This is a genomic window from Acinetobacter sp. Ver3, assembly GCF_000632455.1.
GTDB lineage: Bacteria > Pseudomonadota > Gammaproteobacteria > Pseudomonadales > Moraxellaceae > Acinetobacter.
Window position 1 is genome coordinate 1 of the sequence record NZ_JFYL01000039.1, and the last position, 18,725, is coordinate 18,725.

At 37.6% G+C, this 18,725-nt stretch carries 19 protein-coding genes and 1 pseudogene; 14 read left to right on the forward strand and 6 right to left on the reverse strand.

Features of this window, described 5'->3' with window-relative positions; genetic code table 11:
• Positions 1-10 precede the first annotated feature (10 nt).
• On the reverse strand, positions 11-394 hold the full coding sequence (locus CL42_RS10610) for a hypothetical protein (RefSeq protein ID WP_035268065.1): 384 nt from the start codon (positions 392-394) through the stop codon (positions 11-13).
• A gap of 100 nt (positions 395-494) precedes the next feature.
• Here CL42_RS10610 and CL42_RS10615 point away from each other — a divergent pair, with 100 nt between their 5' ends.
• The gene (locus tag CL42_RS10615; protein ID WP_035268067.1) at positions 495-893 is read left to right on the forward strand and encodes an MAPEG family protein; all 399 of its coding nucleotides are present in this window, start codon (positions 495-497) and stop codon (positions 891-893) included.
• Positions 894-1,014: 121 nt separating this feature from the next.
• A complete protein-coding gene (gene ppa, locus CL42_RS10620; protein WP_005233448.1) occupies positions 1,015-1,551 on the forward strand; it encodes an inorganic diphosphatase in 537 nt (178 codons plus the stop codon).
• Between the two features lie 98 nt (positions 1,552-1,649).
• On the opposite strand, the gene CL42_RS10625 is transcribed toward ppa, so the two are convergent.
• On the reverse strand, positions 1,650-2,975 hold the full coding sequence (locus CL42_RS10625) for an OprD family outer membrane porin (protein ID WP_035268069.1): 1,326 nt from the start codon (positions 2,973-2,975) through the stop codon (positions 1,650-1,652).
• A 687-nt stretch (positions 2,976-3,662) separates the two neighbouring features.
• Between CL42_RS10625 and CL42_RS10630 the strand changes: the two genes are divergently transcribed.
• The gene (locus CL42_RS10630) at positions 3,663-4,403 is read left to right on the forward strand and encodes a TorF family putative porin (RefSeq protein ID WP_035268070.1); all 741 of its coding nucleotides are present in this window, start codon (positions 3,663-3,665) and stop codon (positions 4,401-4,403) included.
• A 44-nt stretch (positions 4,404-4,447) separates the two neighbouring features.
• Here the strand turns inward: CL42_RS10630 and CL42_RS10635 are convergent.
• A pseudogene (locus tag CL42_RS10635) lies at positions 4,448-5,095 on the reverse strand (ATP-binding protein); the annotation flags it as partial.
• Positions 5,096-5,209: 114 nt separating this feature from the next.
• Here CL42_RS10635 and CL42_RS10640 point away from each other — a divergent pair.
• The 6 genes from CL42_RS10640 (at position 5,210) to CL42_RS10665 (ending at position 11,891) form a co-directional block, all read left to right on the forward strand.
• Entirely contained in the window at positions 5,210-5,908 is a 699-nt protein-coding gene (locus CL42_RS10640; RefSeq protein WP_001064759.1) for a heteromeric transposase endonuclease subunit TnsA, read from the forward strand.
• Positions 5,901-7,790 carry a Mu transposase C-terminal domain-containing protein gene (locus CL42_RS10645; RefSeq protein WP_000999878.1) on the forward strand — a complete coding sequence of 630 codons (1,890 nt, stop codon included), beginning with the start codon at positions 5,901-5,903 and terminating at the stop codon, positions 7,788-7,790. Before CL42_RS10640 ends, CL42_RS10645 begins: the two co-directional genes overlap by 8 nt.
• Entirely contained in the window at positions 7,787-8,638 is an 852-nt protein-coding gene (locus tag CL42_RS10650; protein ID WP_000073961.1) for a TniB family NTP-binding protein, read from the forward strand. The genes CL42_RS10645 and CL42_RS10650 overlap by 4 nt, the downstream gene beginning before the upstream one ends.
• Before the next feature lie 19 nt (positions 8,639-8,657).
• The gene (locus CL42_RS10655; RefSeq protein ID WP_000622362.1) at positions 8,658-9,749 is read left to right on the forward strand and encodes a TniQ family protein; all 1,092 of its coding nucleotides are present in this window, start codon (positions 8,658-8,660) and stop codon (positions 9,747-9,749) included.
• 19 nt (positions 9,750-9,768) lie between these two features.
• Positions 9,769-11,184, forward strand: coding sequence for a hypothetical protein (locus tag CL42_RS10660; RefSeq protein ID WP_004777765.1), 1,416 nt, complete (start codon positions 9,769-9,771; stop codon positions 11,182-11,184).
• A gap of 68 nt (positions 11,185-11,252) precedes the next feature.
• Positions 11,253-11,891, forward strand: a complete 639-nt coding sequence (locus tag CL42_RS10665; RefSeq protein ID WP_000530048.1) for a hypothetical protein — start codon at positions 11,253-11,255, stop codon at positions 11,889-11,891.
• Here CL42_RS10665 and CL42_RS10670 read toward each other — a convergent pair.
• On the reverse strand, positions 11,880-12,983 hold the full coding sequence (locus CL42_RS10670; protein WP_001289337.1) for a hypothetical protein: 1,104 nt from the start codon (positions 12,981-12,983) through the stop codon (positions 11,880-11,882). The two genes, CL42_RS10665 and CL42_RS10670, sit on opposite strands and share 12 nt — an antisense overlap.
• Before the next feature lie 488 nt (positions 12,984-13,471).
• Here CL42_RS10670 and CL42_RS10675 point away from each other — a divergent pair, with 488 nt between their 5' ends.
• The 4 genes from CL42_RS10675 to CL42_RS10685 all read left to right on the forward strand — a co-directional run bounded on the left by CL42_RS10675 (position 13,472) and on the right by CL42_RS10685 (position 14,851).
• Positions 13,472-14,029 carry a DUF305 domain-containing protein gene (locus CL42_RS10675; RefSeq protein ID WP_228133261.1) on the forward strand — a complete coding sequence of 186 codons (558 nt, stop codon included), beginning with the start codon at positions 13,472-13,474 and terminating at the stop codon, positions 14,027-14,029.
• A 1-nt stretch (position 14,030) separates the two neighbouring features.
• Positions 14,031-14,153, forward strand: a complete 123-nt coding sequence (locus CL42_RS17540; RefSeq protein ID WP_265596985.1) for a DUF305 domain-containing protein — start codon at positions 14,031-14,033, stop codon at positions 14,151-14,153.
• 90 nt (positions 14,154-14,243) lie between these two features.
• A complete protein-coding gene (gene fdx, locus CL42_RS10680; RefSeq protein WP_001124186.1) occupies positions 14,244-14,582 on the forward strand; it encodes an ISC system 2Fe-2S type ferredoxin in 339 nt (112 codons plus the stop codon).
• 80 nt (positions 14,583-14,662) lie between these two features.
• Positions 14,663-14,851, forward strand: coding sequence for a heavy-metal-associated domain-containing protein (locus tag CL42_RS10685; RefSeq protein ID WP_000394310.1), 189 nt, complete (start codon positions 14,663-14,665; stop codon positions 14,849-14,851).
• Between the two features lie 212 nt (positions 14,852-15,063).
• Here the strand turns inward: CL42_RS10685 and cueR are convergent, their stop codons facing one another.
• Both cueR and CL42_RS10695 read right to left on the reverse strand, forming a co-directional pair.
• The gene (gene cueR / locus CL42_RS10690; RefSeq protein ID WP_001020605.1) at positions 15,064-15,522 is read right to left on the reverse strand and encodes a Cu(I)-responsive transcriptional regulator; all 459 of its coding nucleotides are present in this window, start codon (positions 15,520-15,522) and stop codon (positions 15,064-15,066) included.
• A 10-nt stretch (positions 15,523-15,532) separates the two neighbouring features.
• On the reverse strand, positions 15,533-18,019 hold the full coding sequence (locus CL42_RS10695; protein ID WP_000536249.1) for a heavy metal translocating P-type ATPase: 2,487 nt from the start codon (positions 18,017-18,019) through the stop codon (positions 15,533-15,535).
• A 121-nt stretch (positions 18,020-18,140) separates the two neighbouring features.
• Between CL42_RS10695 and CL42_RS10700 the strand changes: the two genes are divergently transcribed.
• Positions 18,141-18,449 carry an ArsR/SmtB family transcription factor gene (locus CL42_RS10700; RefSeq protein ID WP_000008556.1) on the forward strand — a complete coding sequence of 103 codons (309 nt, stop codon included), beginning with the start codon at positions 18,141-18,143 and terminating at the stop codon, positions 18,447-18,449.
• Positions 18,450-18,725 lie beyond the last annotated feature (276 nt).

Genomic DNA, 18,725 nt, shown 5'->3' on the forward strand with positions numbered 1-18,725 from the left:
TTTTTTATTTTTATTCTTTCATTAGCCAACGGTCGATATAAGGTCGCGCTGTTGCAATAATAAATGTGAATGTCAGCATTGTACCTAAATGACGTCCTACAGCAGAACTCGGTAACTGTCCTGAATAACTGAAGTAAATATCAACTAAGCTATATACTGAAATAATGCTCAGCCAGATCCATTTATTTGCTCGTTTAATCCCTACCGCGATAAAGGCGATGATGAGAACCAGCAATGTGCCGAGAGTCGATTGCCAATTCATATTGGCACAAATTACGCTGATCAAGAAAGCCATAATCGGAAGAACGATATAAAGCACACGATCGACACGTTTTTGATGTTGCTTTTGTAACTCGAGAACATCAAATAACTTTTTTTGGTCAGAATTGGTCATGCCATTACTCAGAATTTTAATAAACAAAATAATTTAACTAAAATTATCGCACAAACATCATGCTAAGATAAAACCAGCTTAAATCATTGGACTGAAATCCATGCACGGTATTGAAGGTGTTATTTACCTTATTTTAATTGCTTGTTTACTCCCTTATTTATTTACAGTCATTGCTAAAATTGCAGGTGGTTTCAAAGGGCAGGATAATCAAAATCCGCGTGAATTCATGTCTAAAACCACAGGCTTAGCGGCTCGAGCGAATGCTGCGCAGCAAAATAGCTTTGAAAGTTTGCCATTATTTATTGCGGCAGTTTTGATGGCTGAGTATATGGTTGTTCAACAGCAATTGGTGATTTTATTAGGCTCGGCATATATCGTCTTACGAATCATCTATGGGATTTGTTATTTATGTAATTGGGCGACCCTTAGATCAATTGTTTGGTTCTTATCAATGCTTTGTCCGATCTTATTGCTTTTATTAATTATTCGATTGCTCTAAGAAAAACAGACTAACACCATACCTAAAATACATCTTCAGCTTGTATAATCGAATGATGATTGCTGAATAAAGCGTTATAATCAACCCCATTTTAATGAACACTGACAGTAAAGAGTTTGCTATGAGCTACAGTAATATCCCTGCAGGTAAAGATGCACCAAACGATATCTATGTAATTATCGAAATCCCTGCAAATGCAGCACCAATTAAATATGAAATTGATAAAGATTCAGATGCACTTTTCGTAGATCGTTTCATGGGTACTGCAATGTTCTACCCAGCAAACTACGGTTATGTACCAAATACATTATCTCTTGATGGTGATCCATTAGACGTATTAGTTGTTACACCACATCCTGTAGAACCAGGTTCGGTTATCCGTTGTCGCCCAGTGGGTAAATTAAATATGGAAGATGATGGTGGTGTTGATGCGAAACTTGTCGCTGTACCACACGATAAATTAACGCCAATCTATAAAGATGTTCAGGAATATACTGACCTTCCTCCTTTATTGATTAGCCAAATTGAACATTTCTTCCAACACTACAAAGACTTAGAGCCAGGTAAGTGGGTCAAGTTAAGTGGTTGGGAAGGTGCAGATGTTGCTAAACAAGAAGTGTTAAGCTCAATTGCTGCTTATGCTGAAGCAAACAAATAATTTGCCTGATGTATAAATAAAGCTACAAACTTTGATCTTGTAGCTTTTATAAAAAACCTGCACTTTGTGCAGGTTTTTTGTTTAGATATTGTTTGAACTTAGAATAAGCTTACAGGAATATCTAACCAAATACGCCATTCGTTGGTCGAACCAATTGCATTACTCACGTAATTGCCAGAAGCGTTGTTGTACGTATCACTACCACGTAAATAAGAGTGGCGTAATCTTAAGCTTGCATCTTTAAGATATCCAGTTTGGATGGTGTATTTGATCTGGTTGAAGAATTCATGTTCTTCTGCTTGATCAACAATTATCGAAGGAGTGTCATTTTCAGCAACATCAATATCCCAACCATAAACAAATGCAGTCGTCCAATTTAAACCTGCTAAGCCGTGATTTTTGAAGTTGTAGTTGTATTGAAGACCAACAGATTTCTCATCATTACCATTAAAGTCAGATAAATATGAGTTTGGTACATAAATACTTTGTAAACCATCTGAGTTATAAGCATAGTCATAACCTGTATTTCCAGCATTGTCTTGATACGAGATCATCACATTGTGAACATCTTTACTATAACTTGCTGAAACACCCCAGATAGAGTTGCTTAAATCTTGGATGTCAATACGTGGGTCAGATGAACCTGCACCCTGTTTCCAATCAGTGTGATAACCAGAAAAATCTAAACTTAAAGATGCATCGTTTTTTAAACCATGTGTATAGTTCACATTGGCATAATGACGATCTAATTTGTCTTTGACATCTAAGCCATAGTATGAAGAATTTAGTTGATCATTAAATTTATATTTAGCACCCCAATAGACTGCACGATCTAAATTTTGCTCATCAGTACTAATATCATTAGACCATTGATTTTTAGTAAATTTTCCTGCATACAAACTTAAGTTATCTATTTCGTTACTAATAATCGAAAGGCCAGTAAAATACTCAGGTGTTAAACGGGCTGTGTTACTTGCGATCACAGGGATTTCTGAAATTTGTGTACCATAAGTAATGGTTGTATTTGAAACTCGTGCTTTAACAAAGCCACCACCACGAACCCAGTGATCATATGCATCTTTAGTGCCATCTGAATTTAACTGATCTTTAACAGGAATCATTTGATTGCCTGTGTGACCATTTTTTCCTATTTTGAAAGAAGCATCACCAATAACACCAACACCGAAACCAACGATACCTTTCGTGAAACCAGACTCAATTTTAACCATGGCTGTTTGAGCTGCTGAGCTGGTATCTTCGACACCGTTCTTTTTATCACGATGCAAGAAACCTGTACGGAATAATACTGATCCTTCAGCATCTTCTACGAATCCCTTTGATTCACTTTGCTCACTCGCAAATGCAGTAGAAATTAAAGCAGTTTGAATAAGAACTGCTAAGCTTAGTTTTTGGAATTTTTGCATTGGGAGAGAGCCTCATACAAAATGATTATGGTTAATGTTTAGTATTTGTATACGTAATGTATAACAAAATTGGCTCTATTATTCACAATTTCGCACATAAAGTCATAAGTAAAAAGTATATAAATTGAACTAAGTTGTGAATTATTAAAGATTAAAAGTATTATAAAATTAAATTTAACTATTAATAACATATATTTATTTTTAACCTAATATTCCTTTTTTTATTTAATTTAGTCACTCTGGCACGTTTTTTTTGTAACTCTAGAAGTAAATAAGGATCAATATATAATTTTAAATAAGAATGATATTTATTCAGTTCATTTTCATTTAATTTTTATGTGGTGAAGACATCATTTTCTTTTAGTGTTGCACTAATTTGATACTCCAAATTTAAGGTTGATTAAAAAATAGCCTTAAAATGAGGCAAGTTGTAAATGAATGTGTGATCTAAAAAGATATATCTTTAACTGAAGGGGATCATCACAAAAAATTGCTTTAAGTATTTTTAAAAATAAGAAATTTAAATAAATATACTAATAAAATCATTAATTTAAATTATTTTATCTCGTTGTTTTAATTCCTTTGTATCTAGACACCTTTAACTTTGGCATAGCTATTGCTAATTCACATATGAGTTCAACAAATAAACCGAAAAAGCATCTAATCATGATGTGGGGGAACATAAATATGAAATTAGCAATTCAAGCATTGGGTCTAGCAGTTGTAGCATCTGCATCAACATTTACTTTTGCTGAAGCACCAACTTCACCGCATTCTGTATCAGGTAATATCAGTGTTTTATCAAGTTATATATTGCGTGGTAATACGGCAGCTCCTGAAAATACTGAAGCTACATTACAAGGTGGATTAGACTATAGCCATAGTTCTGGATTGTACGCAGGGTGGTGGACATCTACGTTAGGTACAGATGCTTACGGTACTAACAATCCAATGGAAAATAATTTTTATGTGGGTTACAACGGTTCAATCAATGAAAACACTGGTTTTACTGTAGGTACAACTTATTACTATTATTATGACGTTGAAACCTCAGTTTATGATGGCTTTGAATTATTACTCGGTCTGAATTACAAAGATGTCGGAGTAACTGCTCAAACTTTGTTGGAGGATACAGGTTGGGGGAACGCTGGAGACACATATTTAAAAGCTACATATAGTTATCCTCTACCAAACGATTTTAGCTTGGACACAGCTTTGGGTTTATATGTTTATGAAAAAGACGGTAAGTATGTTGCAGAAACACCAGAGTCAGAAAGTTTTAATTTCCGTCACTTTGATATTGGTCTAAGTAAAGCTTTAGGGGAAACAGGTGTCACAGCAAGCATGAATTATATTATTGGTGGTGATGATCGTTATGGAAACAATTTAAAGAATAAAATGGTATTAGCATTGGGTTATAGCTTCTAAACTCAACTCAATTAAAAAAGGCGACTCAACTGAGTCGCTTTTTTTTATTCCTGTTTACGATAAGAGAGTGCTTCAGTTAAGTGAGCTGTTTGTATGTGTTCAGAACACGCTAAGTCAGCAATTGTACGAGCGACACGTAAGATTCGGTGGTAAGAACGTGCTGATAAATTCAAACGTTGTTGAGCCATAGCGATAATCTTTTTTGCAGAATCATCTAGTTGAGCCACTTGATCAAGCTGTTGAGAACTTAGATTTTGATTTGTCACACCTTGTCGTTGAATTTGCAACTCATAGGCCTGAATCACCCGTTTTCTGACGGTTTCAGAATTCTCCATCGGTGTAGTGCTTTGCATGTCTTGAGGAGGTAAAGGTGGCACATCAATATGTAAGTCAATCCGATCTAGTAGAGGGCCAGAAATTCGATTTTGATAGCGCTTAATTGATTCAGGTGAACATTGACAACGACTGTCTTGATTGAAGGCATATCCACATGGACATGGATTCATTGCAGCGACAAATTGAAAATTAGCCGGGAAAGTAATTTGTCTTGATGCTCTGGAAATGACGATTTCTTTCGACTCAAGAGGCTGCCTCAATACTTCTAAGACTTTTCGGTCAAACTCAGGTAATTCATCGAGAAAAAGTACACCTAAATGGGCTAAGGTGATCTCACCTGGTCGAGGGTGTGATCCACTGTTATTTACAAAGAACTATGCGACAATATAAGCTAGGGTCAAAGACTTAGACCACCTTTTATAAAGAACTATGCGACAAATTTTATAAAGAACTATGCAACGGAACCTAGAATGAACAATCAATCATGCGACACCGTTAACATCGTACCAGCTCGAAGAAAAATTGGTAATACACGTATCAGTGTATCTGGTTTATATCCTTTTAAAAAAGATTCCGCAGTTGCCTTTGAATCAACTCTTGAACGGGATTTCCTTATTCGATTAGAGGTTGATCCCAATGTTCTTGCTGTTGAGTCTCAACCATTTACCATTGAGTATTTTGATAATGGACAGAAACGAGTTTACACCCCTGACTACCTAGTAACTTATAAGCATAATGATTTTATTCCATTTATTGCACCTAAACTGGTTGAAGTAAAACCTACAGATGAATTGCAACTTAATTTGCATCTATGGAAAGCTAGATATCGTGCTGCCATGAGGGTATGCAAAGAAGAGGGTTGGAAATTTCATATTGCACATGAGGGGCGTATTCGGGACCAGTTATGGTCGAATGCCATGTTTTTACAAAAGTACCGAAAGATGGAATTTCCCCCTGCTGATTCAAAGCACTTATTGGATTATGTGAGAGATCGAGGAGCAGTAACTTTTGAGACTCTATTAGCCAGACATTTTCTTGGAAAATGGGACAGAGCCAATGGAATTAGTCAAATCTGGTATTTAGTTGCTCATGGTTATCTGGTTTGCGATTTAAGTATGCCTTTACAGCCATCTACTGAACTTTGGGTAAATGGGAGTTGTCATGAATGATAGACGTGTGAATATCAAAATAGCTGCTGGGGAGCCGGTTCAGATAAAAGGGATTCCCCATACGATTATTGAAGTCATTGACCTAAAATCGGTTTTTGTTGAAAACAATAATACTGGCAGGAAAAGTATCGCGGCTATCAGTGAATTAAGGCCATCAATAGCTGTGGAACAGTATGAAGATCTAGAGCTCATCGCTGATAAAGACTGGATTGAGGCTGAAAGACGTTTCAACATCATCCGACCTTTCATTGAGGGAGGCGTGAGTGGTCGTAAGGAAGTAGAGTTACGAGCCCAAGAACATGATATTAATCCAGCCACTATCTATAGATGGTTAAAAATCTATAAGGCATATGGAACTATTGATGGATTGCGGCCCAGAAAAGAGGGATTGCCACAAGGCAAGAAGATAATTAATAAACATGCTGAAGCAATCATTGAAAAAGCCATCAAGGATTTATACCTAACTAATCAAAGAATAAGTGTTCAAAAAGTTGTACTTGAAGTGAAACGCTTATGTCATGAATACCATATCCTAGAGGTGCCTCATGCCAATACAGTAAGAAATCGTATTGCAGCGATTAGCCAGAGAGACTCTCTTCGTAAGAGGGGACATAAGGAAAAGGCCGATAACAAATTTACACCTGCCGCAGGGAAATTCCCTCATGCTGATTATCCACTTGCCGTCGTACAGATTGACCATACGCCTGTTGATCTTATTCTGGTTGATGATTTTAGCAGGTGTCCTATAGGACGACCTTTTCTTACGTTGGCAATTGATGTGCGTTCAAGGGTAGTTGTGGGATATTACTTATCATTAGATGCCCCCTCTGTTATGTCTATTGCAATGAGCGTTTCTCAAGCTGTACTGCCCAAAGAGAAATGGCTAGCTTCGCGCAAGATTCAAGCTGAATGGCCTGTCTGGGGAATTATGAACACCATTCATGTCGATAATGGACCTGAGTTTCACTCAGAAACTTTCAGAAATGCTTGTATGGCACATGATATTCGTCTGGAATACCGACCAGTTAAAAAACCACGTTTTGGCGGGCACATTGAACGTTTGATGGGAACATTTGCAACCGATATTCACGCAGTTCCAGGAACAACTTTTTCAAATATTTTTGAAAGAAAAGGCTATAACTCAGATGCGGAAGCAGTTTTCACATTCTCCGAATTTGAGGACTGGCTGATTGATTTTATCTGTAATGTTTACCACAAAAGGAAACACTCTGCTTTAGGTACTTCTCCACTACATGCTTTTGAGTTAGGTATCTTTGGTGATAAAAACACGTTAGGTTCTGGGGCTGCTAGATTGCCTGCAAATGATCATAATTTCTTTCTTGATTTTCTACCAAGTTTTGAAAGGACGATTCAAACAACAGGTGTAACAATTGATGGTCTTGCTTATTATGCTGATGTACTAAGAGGTTGGATTAATGCTGTAGACCCTGATAATCAAAAGGAAAAACGTAAATTTATCTTTAGGCGTGATCCAAGAAATATTAGTGAGATATGGTTCTTTGATCCCGAAATCAAAAATTATTTTAAGGTTCCTTTAGCGGATCAAAGTATTCCACCATTTAGTATTTGGGAACACAAAAAGATTCAGGAACTGAAAAAGGAAACTGGCGAATATCTAAAAGATCATGAACTTGGACAGGCTCTAGCTAAACTTCGGGAGCGTGTTCAGGAGGCAAGTACTAAAACTCGACGGGCTCGCAGATCACATCAGCGCAGTACCCAACATCAACAGAGTGTTAACCCTGCTTCAATTCAGGGCAAAAAACCTCAACAAGAGAGTACGATTTTGGAGCAACAGCTTGAAAACGTATATGGTTTATTGCCTCTCGATGAGCTGGAAAATGATGAGGATATTTCATGAGTAACTATTCACATGTTTTTCAAGAGTTTCGCCCTATTGTGGAACAGTCTAATGAGGACAGACTCTACTTCCTGGAAGAGGACCGATGGATTGGGTATCCAGCAGCCAATGACTTGTTAGACCAATTGAAAGGATTCCTGACACTTCCTAAGCGGAGCCGTATGCCCAACTTACTGGTATTGAGTAAGCCAAATAATGGTAAAACCTCAATTATTAACCAGTTCTTTAAGCTGTATGGGGAGGGTTATGTCAATGCAGAAAATAATGCAGTAAAACCTGTAATCATTGTACAGGCACCTGTTTCCCCTGATGAAAAAGCTCTGTATATGGCTATTCTTGATAAGTTCTGGGTTCCTTTTCGAGAAAGAGATCCCGTTGCGAAGCTACGTTACCAAGTGGTCCATTGCCTTAAACTTTATGAGGTAAAGCTCCTCATTATCGACGAAATGAATTCTCTATTATGTGGCAGTCCGATTAAGCAAAGAACAGTAATGAATGCGATTAAGTATTTGTGTAATGAAACACAGATACCCATTGTTGGGTTTGGTACAGAAGAAGCAATTAGTGTTCTGCGTACTGATCCACAGCATGTCAGCCGTTTTCGTGTGGTTAATTTGCCCTTATGGAAACTAGATAAAGACTTTCAAGCTATGGTAAATAAATTTGAGAAAGTTCTTCCCCTCAAACAGGCTTCAAAACTGGCTGAACCAGCAACAGTAAAATATCTGCATGATATTACAGATGGAAACTTAGGTAATCTGCGAACGATTTTACGGGACGCCGCAAAGAAAGCTGTTGTTTCTGGTCAGGAGTTTATCGACCGTAGCTTGCTAGAAAGTGTGAAATAAGCAATGTGGAGGACTAGGTATGATAAGTGCAACAGAAATCCATTCATGGTTTATTCCCACGGACTTAAAGCAAGATGAGGCATTATCTTCTTGGTTGATACGTGCCGCACTTGACAGTGGTTGTGACCCATTAAGTTTAACTGGAGTACTTTGGCCCAAATGGCGAATCTGGTCTGTAGATGTAGATCGTGGTTTAAGTGCAGAGCAAGTACAGGTATTGATCAATACGACAAAAATTGATGAAAGCCAATTTAATTCTGCTACGCTTCGCAATTTTTTAATTAAATATAATCTGGATAATCAAACTCTTGATGCATGGTACTTGGTATTAGGTACAAGAAACCGTAAGCATCGAGGTGGCTGGCAATATTGTCCTGAGTGTCTATCTGAGGATAATGTTGCCTATTTCCGTCTGCCTTGGCGTTTTGCCTGGCATACAGGTTGTATAAAACATAATCAGCATTTACATGATCAATGTCCTCATTGCCATAATGCTATTCAACCTAGACGTCTTGAAGCCCCTGATCAGGTTATGACTTGCTGTTCAATATGTAAAAAAAGTCTATTGGAGGTTAATAAAAGCCTTGTGGATTGTCATGCCTTGGCATTCCAAAAAATCTTTGATCAATTCCTGGAACAAGGCTGTGCAACCTATCAAGACAAGTTGATTTCAGTAACTGATTGGTTAACGGTGATTAAGTTATTTTCACAATTTATTAGAAAAGCTTTAGCTGGCTCAGTAAATGGAAAAGGATGGGCTTTTCTTGAACAACTCAGAATTCAGGTGCCCCATCCTGAGCTTATATCGAATGGATTGGCTGTTAACCAACTTCCAGTTACCGAGAGAGAACGGCTATTTTCCTGTATTTATCAATTACTCATTATTCCCCAGGAAAAGTTTATTGAAACAGCAAAATCTTTAAATATGAACAGGTCTTCATTTTGGGATAAGAGAAACCAGTTGCCAGCCATATTAAGGCCTGTTGAAGAACAATTAGGCTCGATTTATCGGAACTACCCTCCAAAGAGAGCATTGGTAGCTACCTTTAAACCTAAAAGTAAGGAGACTGTAATACGCAAGTTTTTAAGATTAAAAAGAAAACTAGGGTAACTTTTGGGGGGACAACACCATGCCTCAGTGTGATGAATGTGGTGATGCGGTTGAAAAGATACACCGACTTTATAAACAGCGTAACTATTGCCATAAGTGCTATGTACGAGTTTTTAAAAAACAGGATTGTCCGTCGTGTGGTAAAAGTTCCAGATTATATAAAGCTGATAACTTGGCCGTTTGCCAACAATGTGAAACCAATAGACCTTGCATTAGATGTCAGCGTATTGATTACCCTATAGGAAAAATAACGGAGCAAGGCCCTGTTTGTAATAGTTGTTCAGTTTATTTTAGAGAGTTTCAAGCTTGTGAACGGTGTGGTGTGACATCACAACGCTTATCTCGTATCAGCCGTTTTGGAGATAATTTAAGAGTTTGCCCAAAGTGTGCAACCCGTGATTACCAGACATGCCAAAGTTGTAGAAGATATAGGTTGATTGAACAGGATGTTGTGTCAGGCAAAATGCTTTGTAAGAAATGTTTGACCTGTCCACCACTTCAATGTCTAACTTGCCAGCAACAGATTCCTGCTGGATATGGGAAATACTGTGAATTATGTACATGGCGAAGAATATTGGGGAATAGGATTAAGGAACTGGTTAATACATTAGTAAATCCAAGCCTCAAAGGTTACTTTAAAGATTATATGAATTGGCTTGATCATGAGGTTGGACCGCATAAGGCTGCATTACTAATTCGTAAACATATTCATTTTTTTGAAAAGACCAGTGATCTTTGGGGAGATCAGATCCCAGACAATGACTCTTTATTACATAGACTAAGAACAAGTGGTTTACGCAAATATGAGCTGCCCATCCGGTGGTTGGTTGCAGTACATCACCTGCATATAGATACCCAATCTAAAGGCCACTGTTCTGAATTTGACCAACTGAGAAAACTGGCGAACTCATGTCCTGGTTCATCGCTTTCAGCCCAAATTCTTCAGAACTATTATCAGGTTTTAATAAATAAAATGGATTTAGGGAAAACGAGTATACGTTCTGCCCGTTTAGCCATGAAACCAGCATCTGCTTTAATGCTGTTGGTAAGTCAATCACGATTAGATTTACCAACAATGTGGCATGTAAAATATTACTTATTTAAGTCCCCTGGACAAGCTTGCGCTATTGTTGGCTTTCTTAATTTTTTAAACAAGAATTATGATACGAACCTTGATACGTCATGGGTACTAGATGAAAAAATAACAGAAAAAAGTAATATGAAGAAACTGGAAAAACAATTGTTGGCCATCATGAAAGCCCCAGAGGAAAATTTTAATGAACTAGAGTGGATAAAGTTAGGATTGATGTATTTTCATAATTTGGATAAATCCTTTTTTAATCAAATGGATAGTATTAATTATAGGGGGCTGAATGATGGCTTTGAAGTGAGGTTTGGTGATCAGCAATATTGGATACCTAAATTGCTTGTATAACTGGACCATATAACGCTAATGTAGCTACATAAAGTTAAAACTGAATTTTGGGCTTCCAGAGGGTATGTATGGGGCAATTAGGTCATGAATATTGTGTTCATAATGGATTCAATAGGTCTCATGCAGGGAAATATGTTTATTCACTTGCTACGTTTATATCTTGGATATTGATTTACTTTTTACTGAAGTTCTTGGGTGGATTGTCTCCTTATTGGAATGTCATCATTTCTAGTGCTATCACTGCTTTATTATTTCTTACTTTTTATTTTCTATTTGATAAATGGATATGGAAAACAGGTTTATTTTTCAAGATTCTGAAATATCCTGATATTTCGGGAGAATGGTCATGTAAAGGTATCTCTGATTACCAAGAAGAAAATTCTGAAATGATTAAGCACAATAGAGAGTGGATTGGAAAAGTAACAATTTTACAAAGTTGGGATAAAGTAAGAATCAGATTAGAAACAGAATTTTCCACATCTGACAGTATTTCTGCTGCAATTATTTATGACGAAATTGAAGAATACAAAGTTCTTTATAGTTATGAAAACAAACCAAAAGATTTAGATCATGAAGAGTTACGTATCCATCGAGGATTTGTAGAGCTGACACTTCATAAAGACAATAAAAGTGCCAGTGCTAAATATTATAATGTTACTGGTCGAAGAACCATGGGAACAATGTTATGGGAAAAATTAGATAACTAATGGATAAGAGCCAATGGTTTCGTCATATAGGTAACCCAAATCTTTACGTATTTCCGTAACGAGTTTATCTAAGGCAATGCTCATTGTTGTGAGAGAGGTTTCTTTCTGATAACTATCAAATATTTTTCTGGTCATATCAGGTGTATATAAGCTATTTCTATAGTTTGGGTTATGATACAGATAATCAAAAAATCTTTTTGTTTCAAGAACTATTGCTAAAGCATTTGTTCTACCTTTCTTTAAATTTTCTAGATTGGAATGATACATAATAGAGGCTAGATCAAAACTACTTAAGTAAATTACTTTGCCCTCTTCAACTAAATCGGCTTTTATTGTTTTACAAAGGCGGATAGATTTTTTCAATCCTCCATCAGCATAGTATTTACATTTGTAATCTATATAAAAAATATGCTTGAAAGGTAAGTTCATCAATGTAGTAGGAGTTTTATTATCTAGAATATTGACTCCTCTTAAATAAAGGTGCTTTTGTTGTTGGTACTCATATGTTTCTACCCAATGAGAGGGTACAACATCTACATCCCGAGGAAGTGATCCACCTGTTAAAGTTATAGATTTAGCACCAGTAGTATCAATTGTTACGGCAGGATATGCTTGTCTTAATTCATAAGTGCACGCGTTCCTGAGTTCTCTTAATATTTTTATATCATCATGACGTAAAGTACCTAAATAACCCTCTGTACGATAATGTGATTTGTTAAGTACAAGTAAATCAACATCACTTACACCTTTGATATGAATATTTAGGGGAACTGACCCTTGTAATCTGTATTCTGTGACAATGTTATGATTATTTAGTAGCCTAGGCTCTAATTGTTTTTCAATTCTTTTAGCAGTTTCAATACTGATTTCTGTGTAACGTTTACTAACTTCTTGCATTGCTCCTACTGCATAACGGATAGATGGTTTGTCTGATACAATCTGCCATTTTTCTATTGTACGTTTTAATTCATCAAACTCATTAAATGAAGTTACGCCTGCTGTTACACTATCAAAAGCATTGTATGTAAGGTCAGTACCTTTTCGTCTTTTCTCTAATCTGTTCAATCTTTTATAAAAATCAATTTCAGACATTGTGAAACTCAAAAAATAGTAGTTATGGTTAAAATAATTATACCTTAATAATTATTTTAAGGTTTTAATAAATAAGGTTTTATTGTCATAAATGCTCAAATTTAAGATGGGAAGTAAGATAATTTTTAAGTATAAAGTTTGAGAATGTTTGTAGTCTTTTGTAGTGCATCCAATAGTCAAATAAATAATTGTGAAACCATGAAGACACATATCACATTGATATTTATATAAAAATATTATTTGTGATTGGAGGTGATTTTTTTAATTCTATTGATTATTGTGACTCACTACGGAGTTAATTGTCTTTAAGTATTTGTTTTTAATTGTTTTATTCTTTTAATTATTTTTATTTGATTAGGTGTTGACCTTACCATAATTGGAAAGAATAGAGTTGCTACATCAAGGGTAATGATGTACCTGATATGAAAGAATAACTTCCGAGCTTATTACCCATTATTTTTTCATAATTGTAGTAAGAGGATAACTCCATGAAACACTTTGTTCCAATGTTAATGATCGGTGCGATTGTATTTAGTGCGGGGTGTTCCTCTTCTGACGCTCCAAAGGAAAATTCAATGAGTGAGAATAAACATGAAAGCCATTCAATGCACCATGATATGAATGGTTCAGCTAAAACAGATAATCCATCTACAAATGCCTATATGGAAGTAAATACTCGTATGCACAGCGGAATGGGTATTGATTTCACGGGAAATGCAGATACTGACTTTATGTTGGGTATGATTCCTCACCATCAGGGTGCGGTTGATATGGCAAAAGTAGTTCTTCAATACGGTTCTGATCCAGAAGTGCGTCAGCTTGCCGAGAACGTTATCTCTGCCCAAGAGTCAGAAATCAAGATGATGAATGAATGGTTGGCAAAAAACAAAAATCATTCTGGCAGCAAAAATGAAGATAGCCCATCAACTCAAGCATATATTAAGATCAATGATGAAATGCACGCAGATATGATGGTTCCATTTACAGGAAATGCTGATGTTGATTTCATGAGAGGCATGACTCCCCCATCATCAAGGTGCAATTGATATGGCAAAAGTAGTTCTTCAATATGGTTCTGATCCAGAAGTACGCCAGCTTGCTGAAGATGTTATCTCTGCCCAGGAATCAGAAATCAAGATGATGAATGAATGGTTAAGTAAACATAAGTAGATACTTCTCTATTCGATATTCTTTTAAATGAGGGGCTTTTTAAAGCCCCTTGTTTTATCTATAAATTTGATGAATTGAGGATTATGTTATATGCCAAAAATTATAGTTATTCCGCATGAAAAGATTTGTCCAGAGGGTGCGGAACTTGAAATTGAAAGCGGAAGTAATTTATGTCGAAGTTTATTGGATCATGGCATTCCCATAGAACATGCCTGCGATTTATCAGGTGCATGTACAACATGCCATGTTGTTCTGAAAAAAGGGTTCGACAGTTTAGAAGAAATGGATGATGTAGAGGCGGACTTACTGGATCGTGCCTGGGGGCTTACGGCCCAATCAAGACTATCTTGCCAGGTTAAGGTCCAAGATGAAAACTTGGAGGTAGAAATACCTAAGTACACAGTCAATTATATATCTGAGGGACATTAATTTTACTTTTAATGCTTGACCTTACAATTATGGCAAGGTTTATATTAAACACATCCTGAATAGTAATAGTGGAGTTAAATATGGAATTTCATGTTGAAGATATGACTTGTGGTGGCTGTGCCCGTGGTGTAACCAGAGCAATTCAAGCAATAGATGCCAATGCAAAGGTCATCACCGAACCACCCAATCGTAGTGTAAAAGTTGAAACAACTGCAACACAGCAGCAAATCGTTGAGGCTTTAACCGAGGCTGGTTTTCCTCCTCGTTAAAAACGGACGAAATGATAAAGCGACTCTCTATTGAGTCGCTTTTTTGTGGGCAATGAATTATAAGCTCAATATTTAGGAATGTTTGTGATGTTAAATTAGCAGTTATTTGACAATGTAAGTATCTAAAAGAAATGACATATTTTAGTTCATAGTTATAAATATAAAAAATAGGGAGAAGTAAAATTAATTTTACTTCTCCCTATATCCTATTGCTATTTCTTTCGGGTTAAAGGTGAAACGGAAAGCAGGTCGTTATGATGGTGAACGTCCTTTATTTCATTGTGAGGTTCTTGCAAGCCTTCAAGAATCGGACAGTCGGGTCTATTATCACCAGCACAACAGTCGATTAAGTCCTTGAGGGTATTCGCCATTTGCTGTAGGTCATTGATACGTTCTTCCAGCTTTTCACTATGACCCTGAGCAAGGCGTTTGACATCAGCACTCTGTCTACCGCGGTTATTCCATAAATCAAGTAAGTCTGATATTTCTGCTACTGAAAAACCGAGTTCACGACTTCGCTTGATAAACTTTAAACGTTCAACATCATTTGCTGAGTAAGAGCGATAACCTGCATTATTACGTCCCGCAGCAGGAATTAGGCCAATCTGCTCATAATAACGAATCATCTTGGCGGTAACTCCCGAAGCTTTAGAGACTTTACCAATGTTCATCATATCCTCCTTAGCCTTGACTGACGGATGGTGGCTGGAATCGACGTAAACGTAATGCATTGCCAAGTACAAATACACTGGACAAAGCCATTGCTCCTGCTGCAAAGATTGGGGACATCAGTATTCCATAGGCTGGGTACAATATACCAGCAGCAACAGGAATCAACATGGTGTTATAGGCAAATGCCCAGAATAAGTTCTGGTGAATATTACCAATCGTTGCTTTGGACAAGGCAATCGCATTGGCAACACCTTGTAAGTTTCCTGACATTAACACGACATCGGCAGATTCAATTGCAACATCTGTACCTGTACCAATCGCAAGTCCGACATCAGCTTCAGCCAAAGCGGGTGCATCGTTAATCCCATCACCCACAAAAGCGATATTGCCGTATTTTGCTTTCAGCTCTTTAACCGCACTGACTTTACCCTCTGGTAGAACTTCAGCAATCACTTCATCAATACCCAATTGTTTGGCAATTGCCCGAGCAGTACGAGCATTGTCACCCGTCACCATTGCTACCTTGAGACCTAATTGGTGTAGAGCCTTAATCGCTGCTGGCGTTGTGGTTTTGATTGGGTCAGCAACTGCAATAATTCCTGCCAGTTCACCATCGACAGCAACATAAAGTGGTGATTTACCCTCATCACCCAGACGCTGAGCTGTGGCAACAAATGGAGCAACATCAATACCAAGTTGAACCATATAACGGTCTGCACCAATATTGATTTCTTCATTACCATTGATGGTTGCACAGACACCCATGCCTGTGACTGAATCAAACGTATCAACTTTAGGTAAAGTCAGGTTTTCACTTTTTGCCGCATCAACAATTGCTTTAGCAATCGGATGTTCAGAACGGGATTCAACAGCCGCAACCATGCCTAGGACATAATCACGCTCAAAGAATTGAGTCACTTCAAAGTCAGTCAGTACGGGATGACCCTCTGTTAATGTCCCTGTTTTATCGACTGCAACAACTTTGGCATCCTTTAACAGTTGTAAGGCTTCGCCTTTGCGGAACAGTACTCCCAACTCTGCACCACGACCTGTACCGACCATAATTGAGGTTGGTGTCGCCAATCCCATTGCACAAGGACAGGCAATGATCAACACTGCCACCGCATTAACCAATGCAAAAGTTAAGGCTGGTGATGGACCAAAAATCAGCCAGACCAGGAATGTAAGCACTGCGGCAATCATCACCGCAGGTACAAACCATAAGGTCACTTTATCCACCACAGCCTGAATCGGCATTTTAGAACCCTGTGCCTGCTCAACCAAACGAATGATTTGAGCCAGCATAGTTTCGCCACCCACCGCCACAGCGGTAAAAGTCAACGTGCCATTCTGGTTAATGGTACCGCCCACTACATCACTGCCGATGCCTTTTTCCACAGGGATTGGTTCACCTGTAATCATGGATTCATCGACAAAGCTTTTTCCATCCGTGACTTGACCATCAACAGGGATTCTTTCCCCTGGTTTTACAATGATAATGTCACCTGCAACCACTTGGTCTATTGCAATATCCACCATTTGACCATTGCGTAAAACATGGGCAGTTTTGGCTTGTAAGCTGACTAAACGCTGGATTGCTTCAGAGGTTCGCCCTTTGGCTTTTGCTTCAAGGAAACGACCCAGTAAGATTAATGCGACAATCACCGCAGCCGCTTCGTAATACACATTCACCGTTCCTGATGGGAGGATGTTTGGTATGAATGTGGCAACAATAGAAAACAAATATGCTGCTGATGTTCCCACAGCGACCAAAGAATTCATATCAGGAGCTAGACGGAATAATGCAGGAAAACCTTTCTGATAGAATCTTCGTCCTGGAATAACCAAAACCAGTGTGGTCAGTATGAATTGTAAATACCAGCTATTCTGCATCCCAATAGTTTGATCAATCAGTTGATGTACACCAGGGATAAGGTGAGATCCCATTTCCAGAATAAATACAGGTAAAGCCAACAGGGAGGCGAGAATCAAATCACGTTTAAGTTCAGCACGTTCCTGATCTTTTTTCTCAAGCTGCTCTGTCTGGTCAGGAATAGAAGCCTGAATTTCTGTGGCATCGTAACCAGCTTTATCAATTGCGGCAATCAAGGCATCGACATTTGCTGTACCACTGACCGTTGCACGCTCAGTTGCAAGATTGACATTGGCTTCTTTTACACCTGCAACGGCTTTAAGGGCTTTTTCGACACGACCTACACAACTGGCACAGGTCATGCCTTTAATTGATAATTCAATATTATTTGCAGGCACGTCATAGCCTGACTGTTCAATGGCATGAACCAGTACCTGACGATCCACAGGCTGATCAAGTACAATATCTGCACGTTCTGTCGCCAGATTGACCGAGGCTGACTGTACACCATCAACTTTTTTGAGGGCTTTTTCAACACGTCCAACACAACTGGCACATGTCATACCTTCAATTTTTAATGTAACTTTCATATTATTAGAAAGCTTATTTGTTGCTGTTCCCATAAGATATACCTATAGAGCTTATCCAGTTGCTAAGAGCATAAACCTTGCCATTATGGAAAGGTCAAGGGTAGAATATGTAAACATCTATATTTTCGCTAATGACTGGAATTTAAGTATAAATATGAGTTTTAAAGATCACCCTACAGAATTATCTCAAGAGGAGATTATGTCTTTAGCTGAAACATTTCGGCTATTGGGTGATGCTTCACGACTTAAAATTCTACTTTTTTGTATGCGTGGACCTAGTTCAGTAGGTGAAATCAGTGATGCCCTTGATTTATCCCAGTCCTTGGTCAGTCACAATCTACGTTTATTGCGTTCAGCCCGTTTAGTCAAAGGTGAACGTCAAGCTAAACAAGTCTTTTATGAAATAGATGATATTCATGTAAGTCAGGTTCTATCGGATATGGCTAAGCATATTTCAGAGTAATGTAGCAAACACTCATTTTCTTCACTCCTTTTTCTTCTTAAAAATATATACATATGATCATTTATTCATATTTGCTATTCAAGTAGCAATATTTAAGTTATTTTAGCACTAAACATATGAATGATTAAACATATGTTAATTTGTTATGTATTTTTAAGGCTGATCTATTGACCTTCCAATTATTGGAAACTCTAGCATACAGGCAACTGCTACAGAAACCTTTACAAGGCATTAGGTGGAGGCTGGAATGAACATACCGTACAGATTGAACGTAAA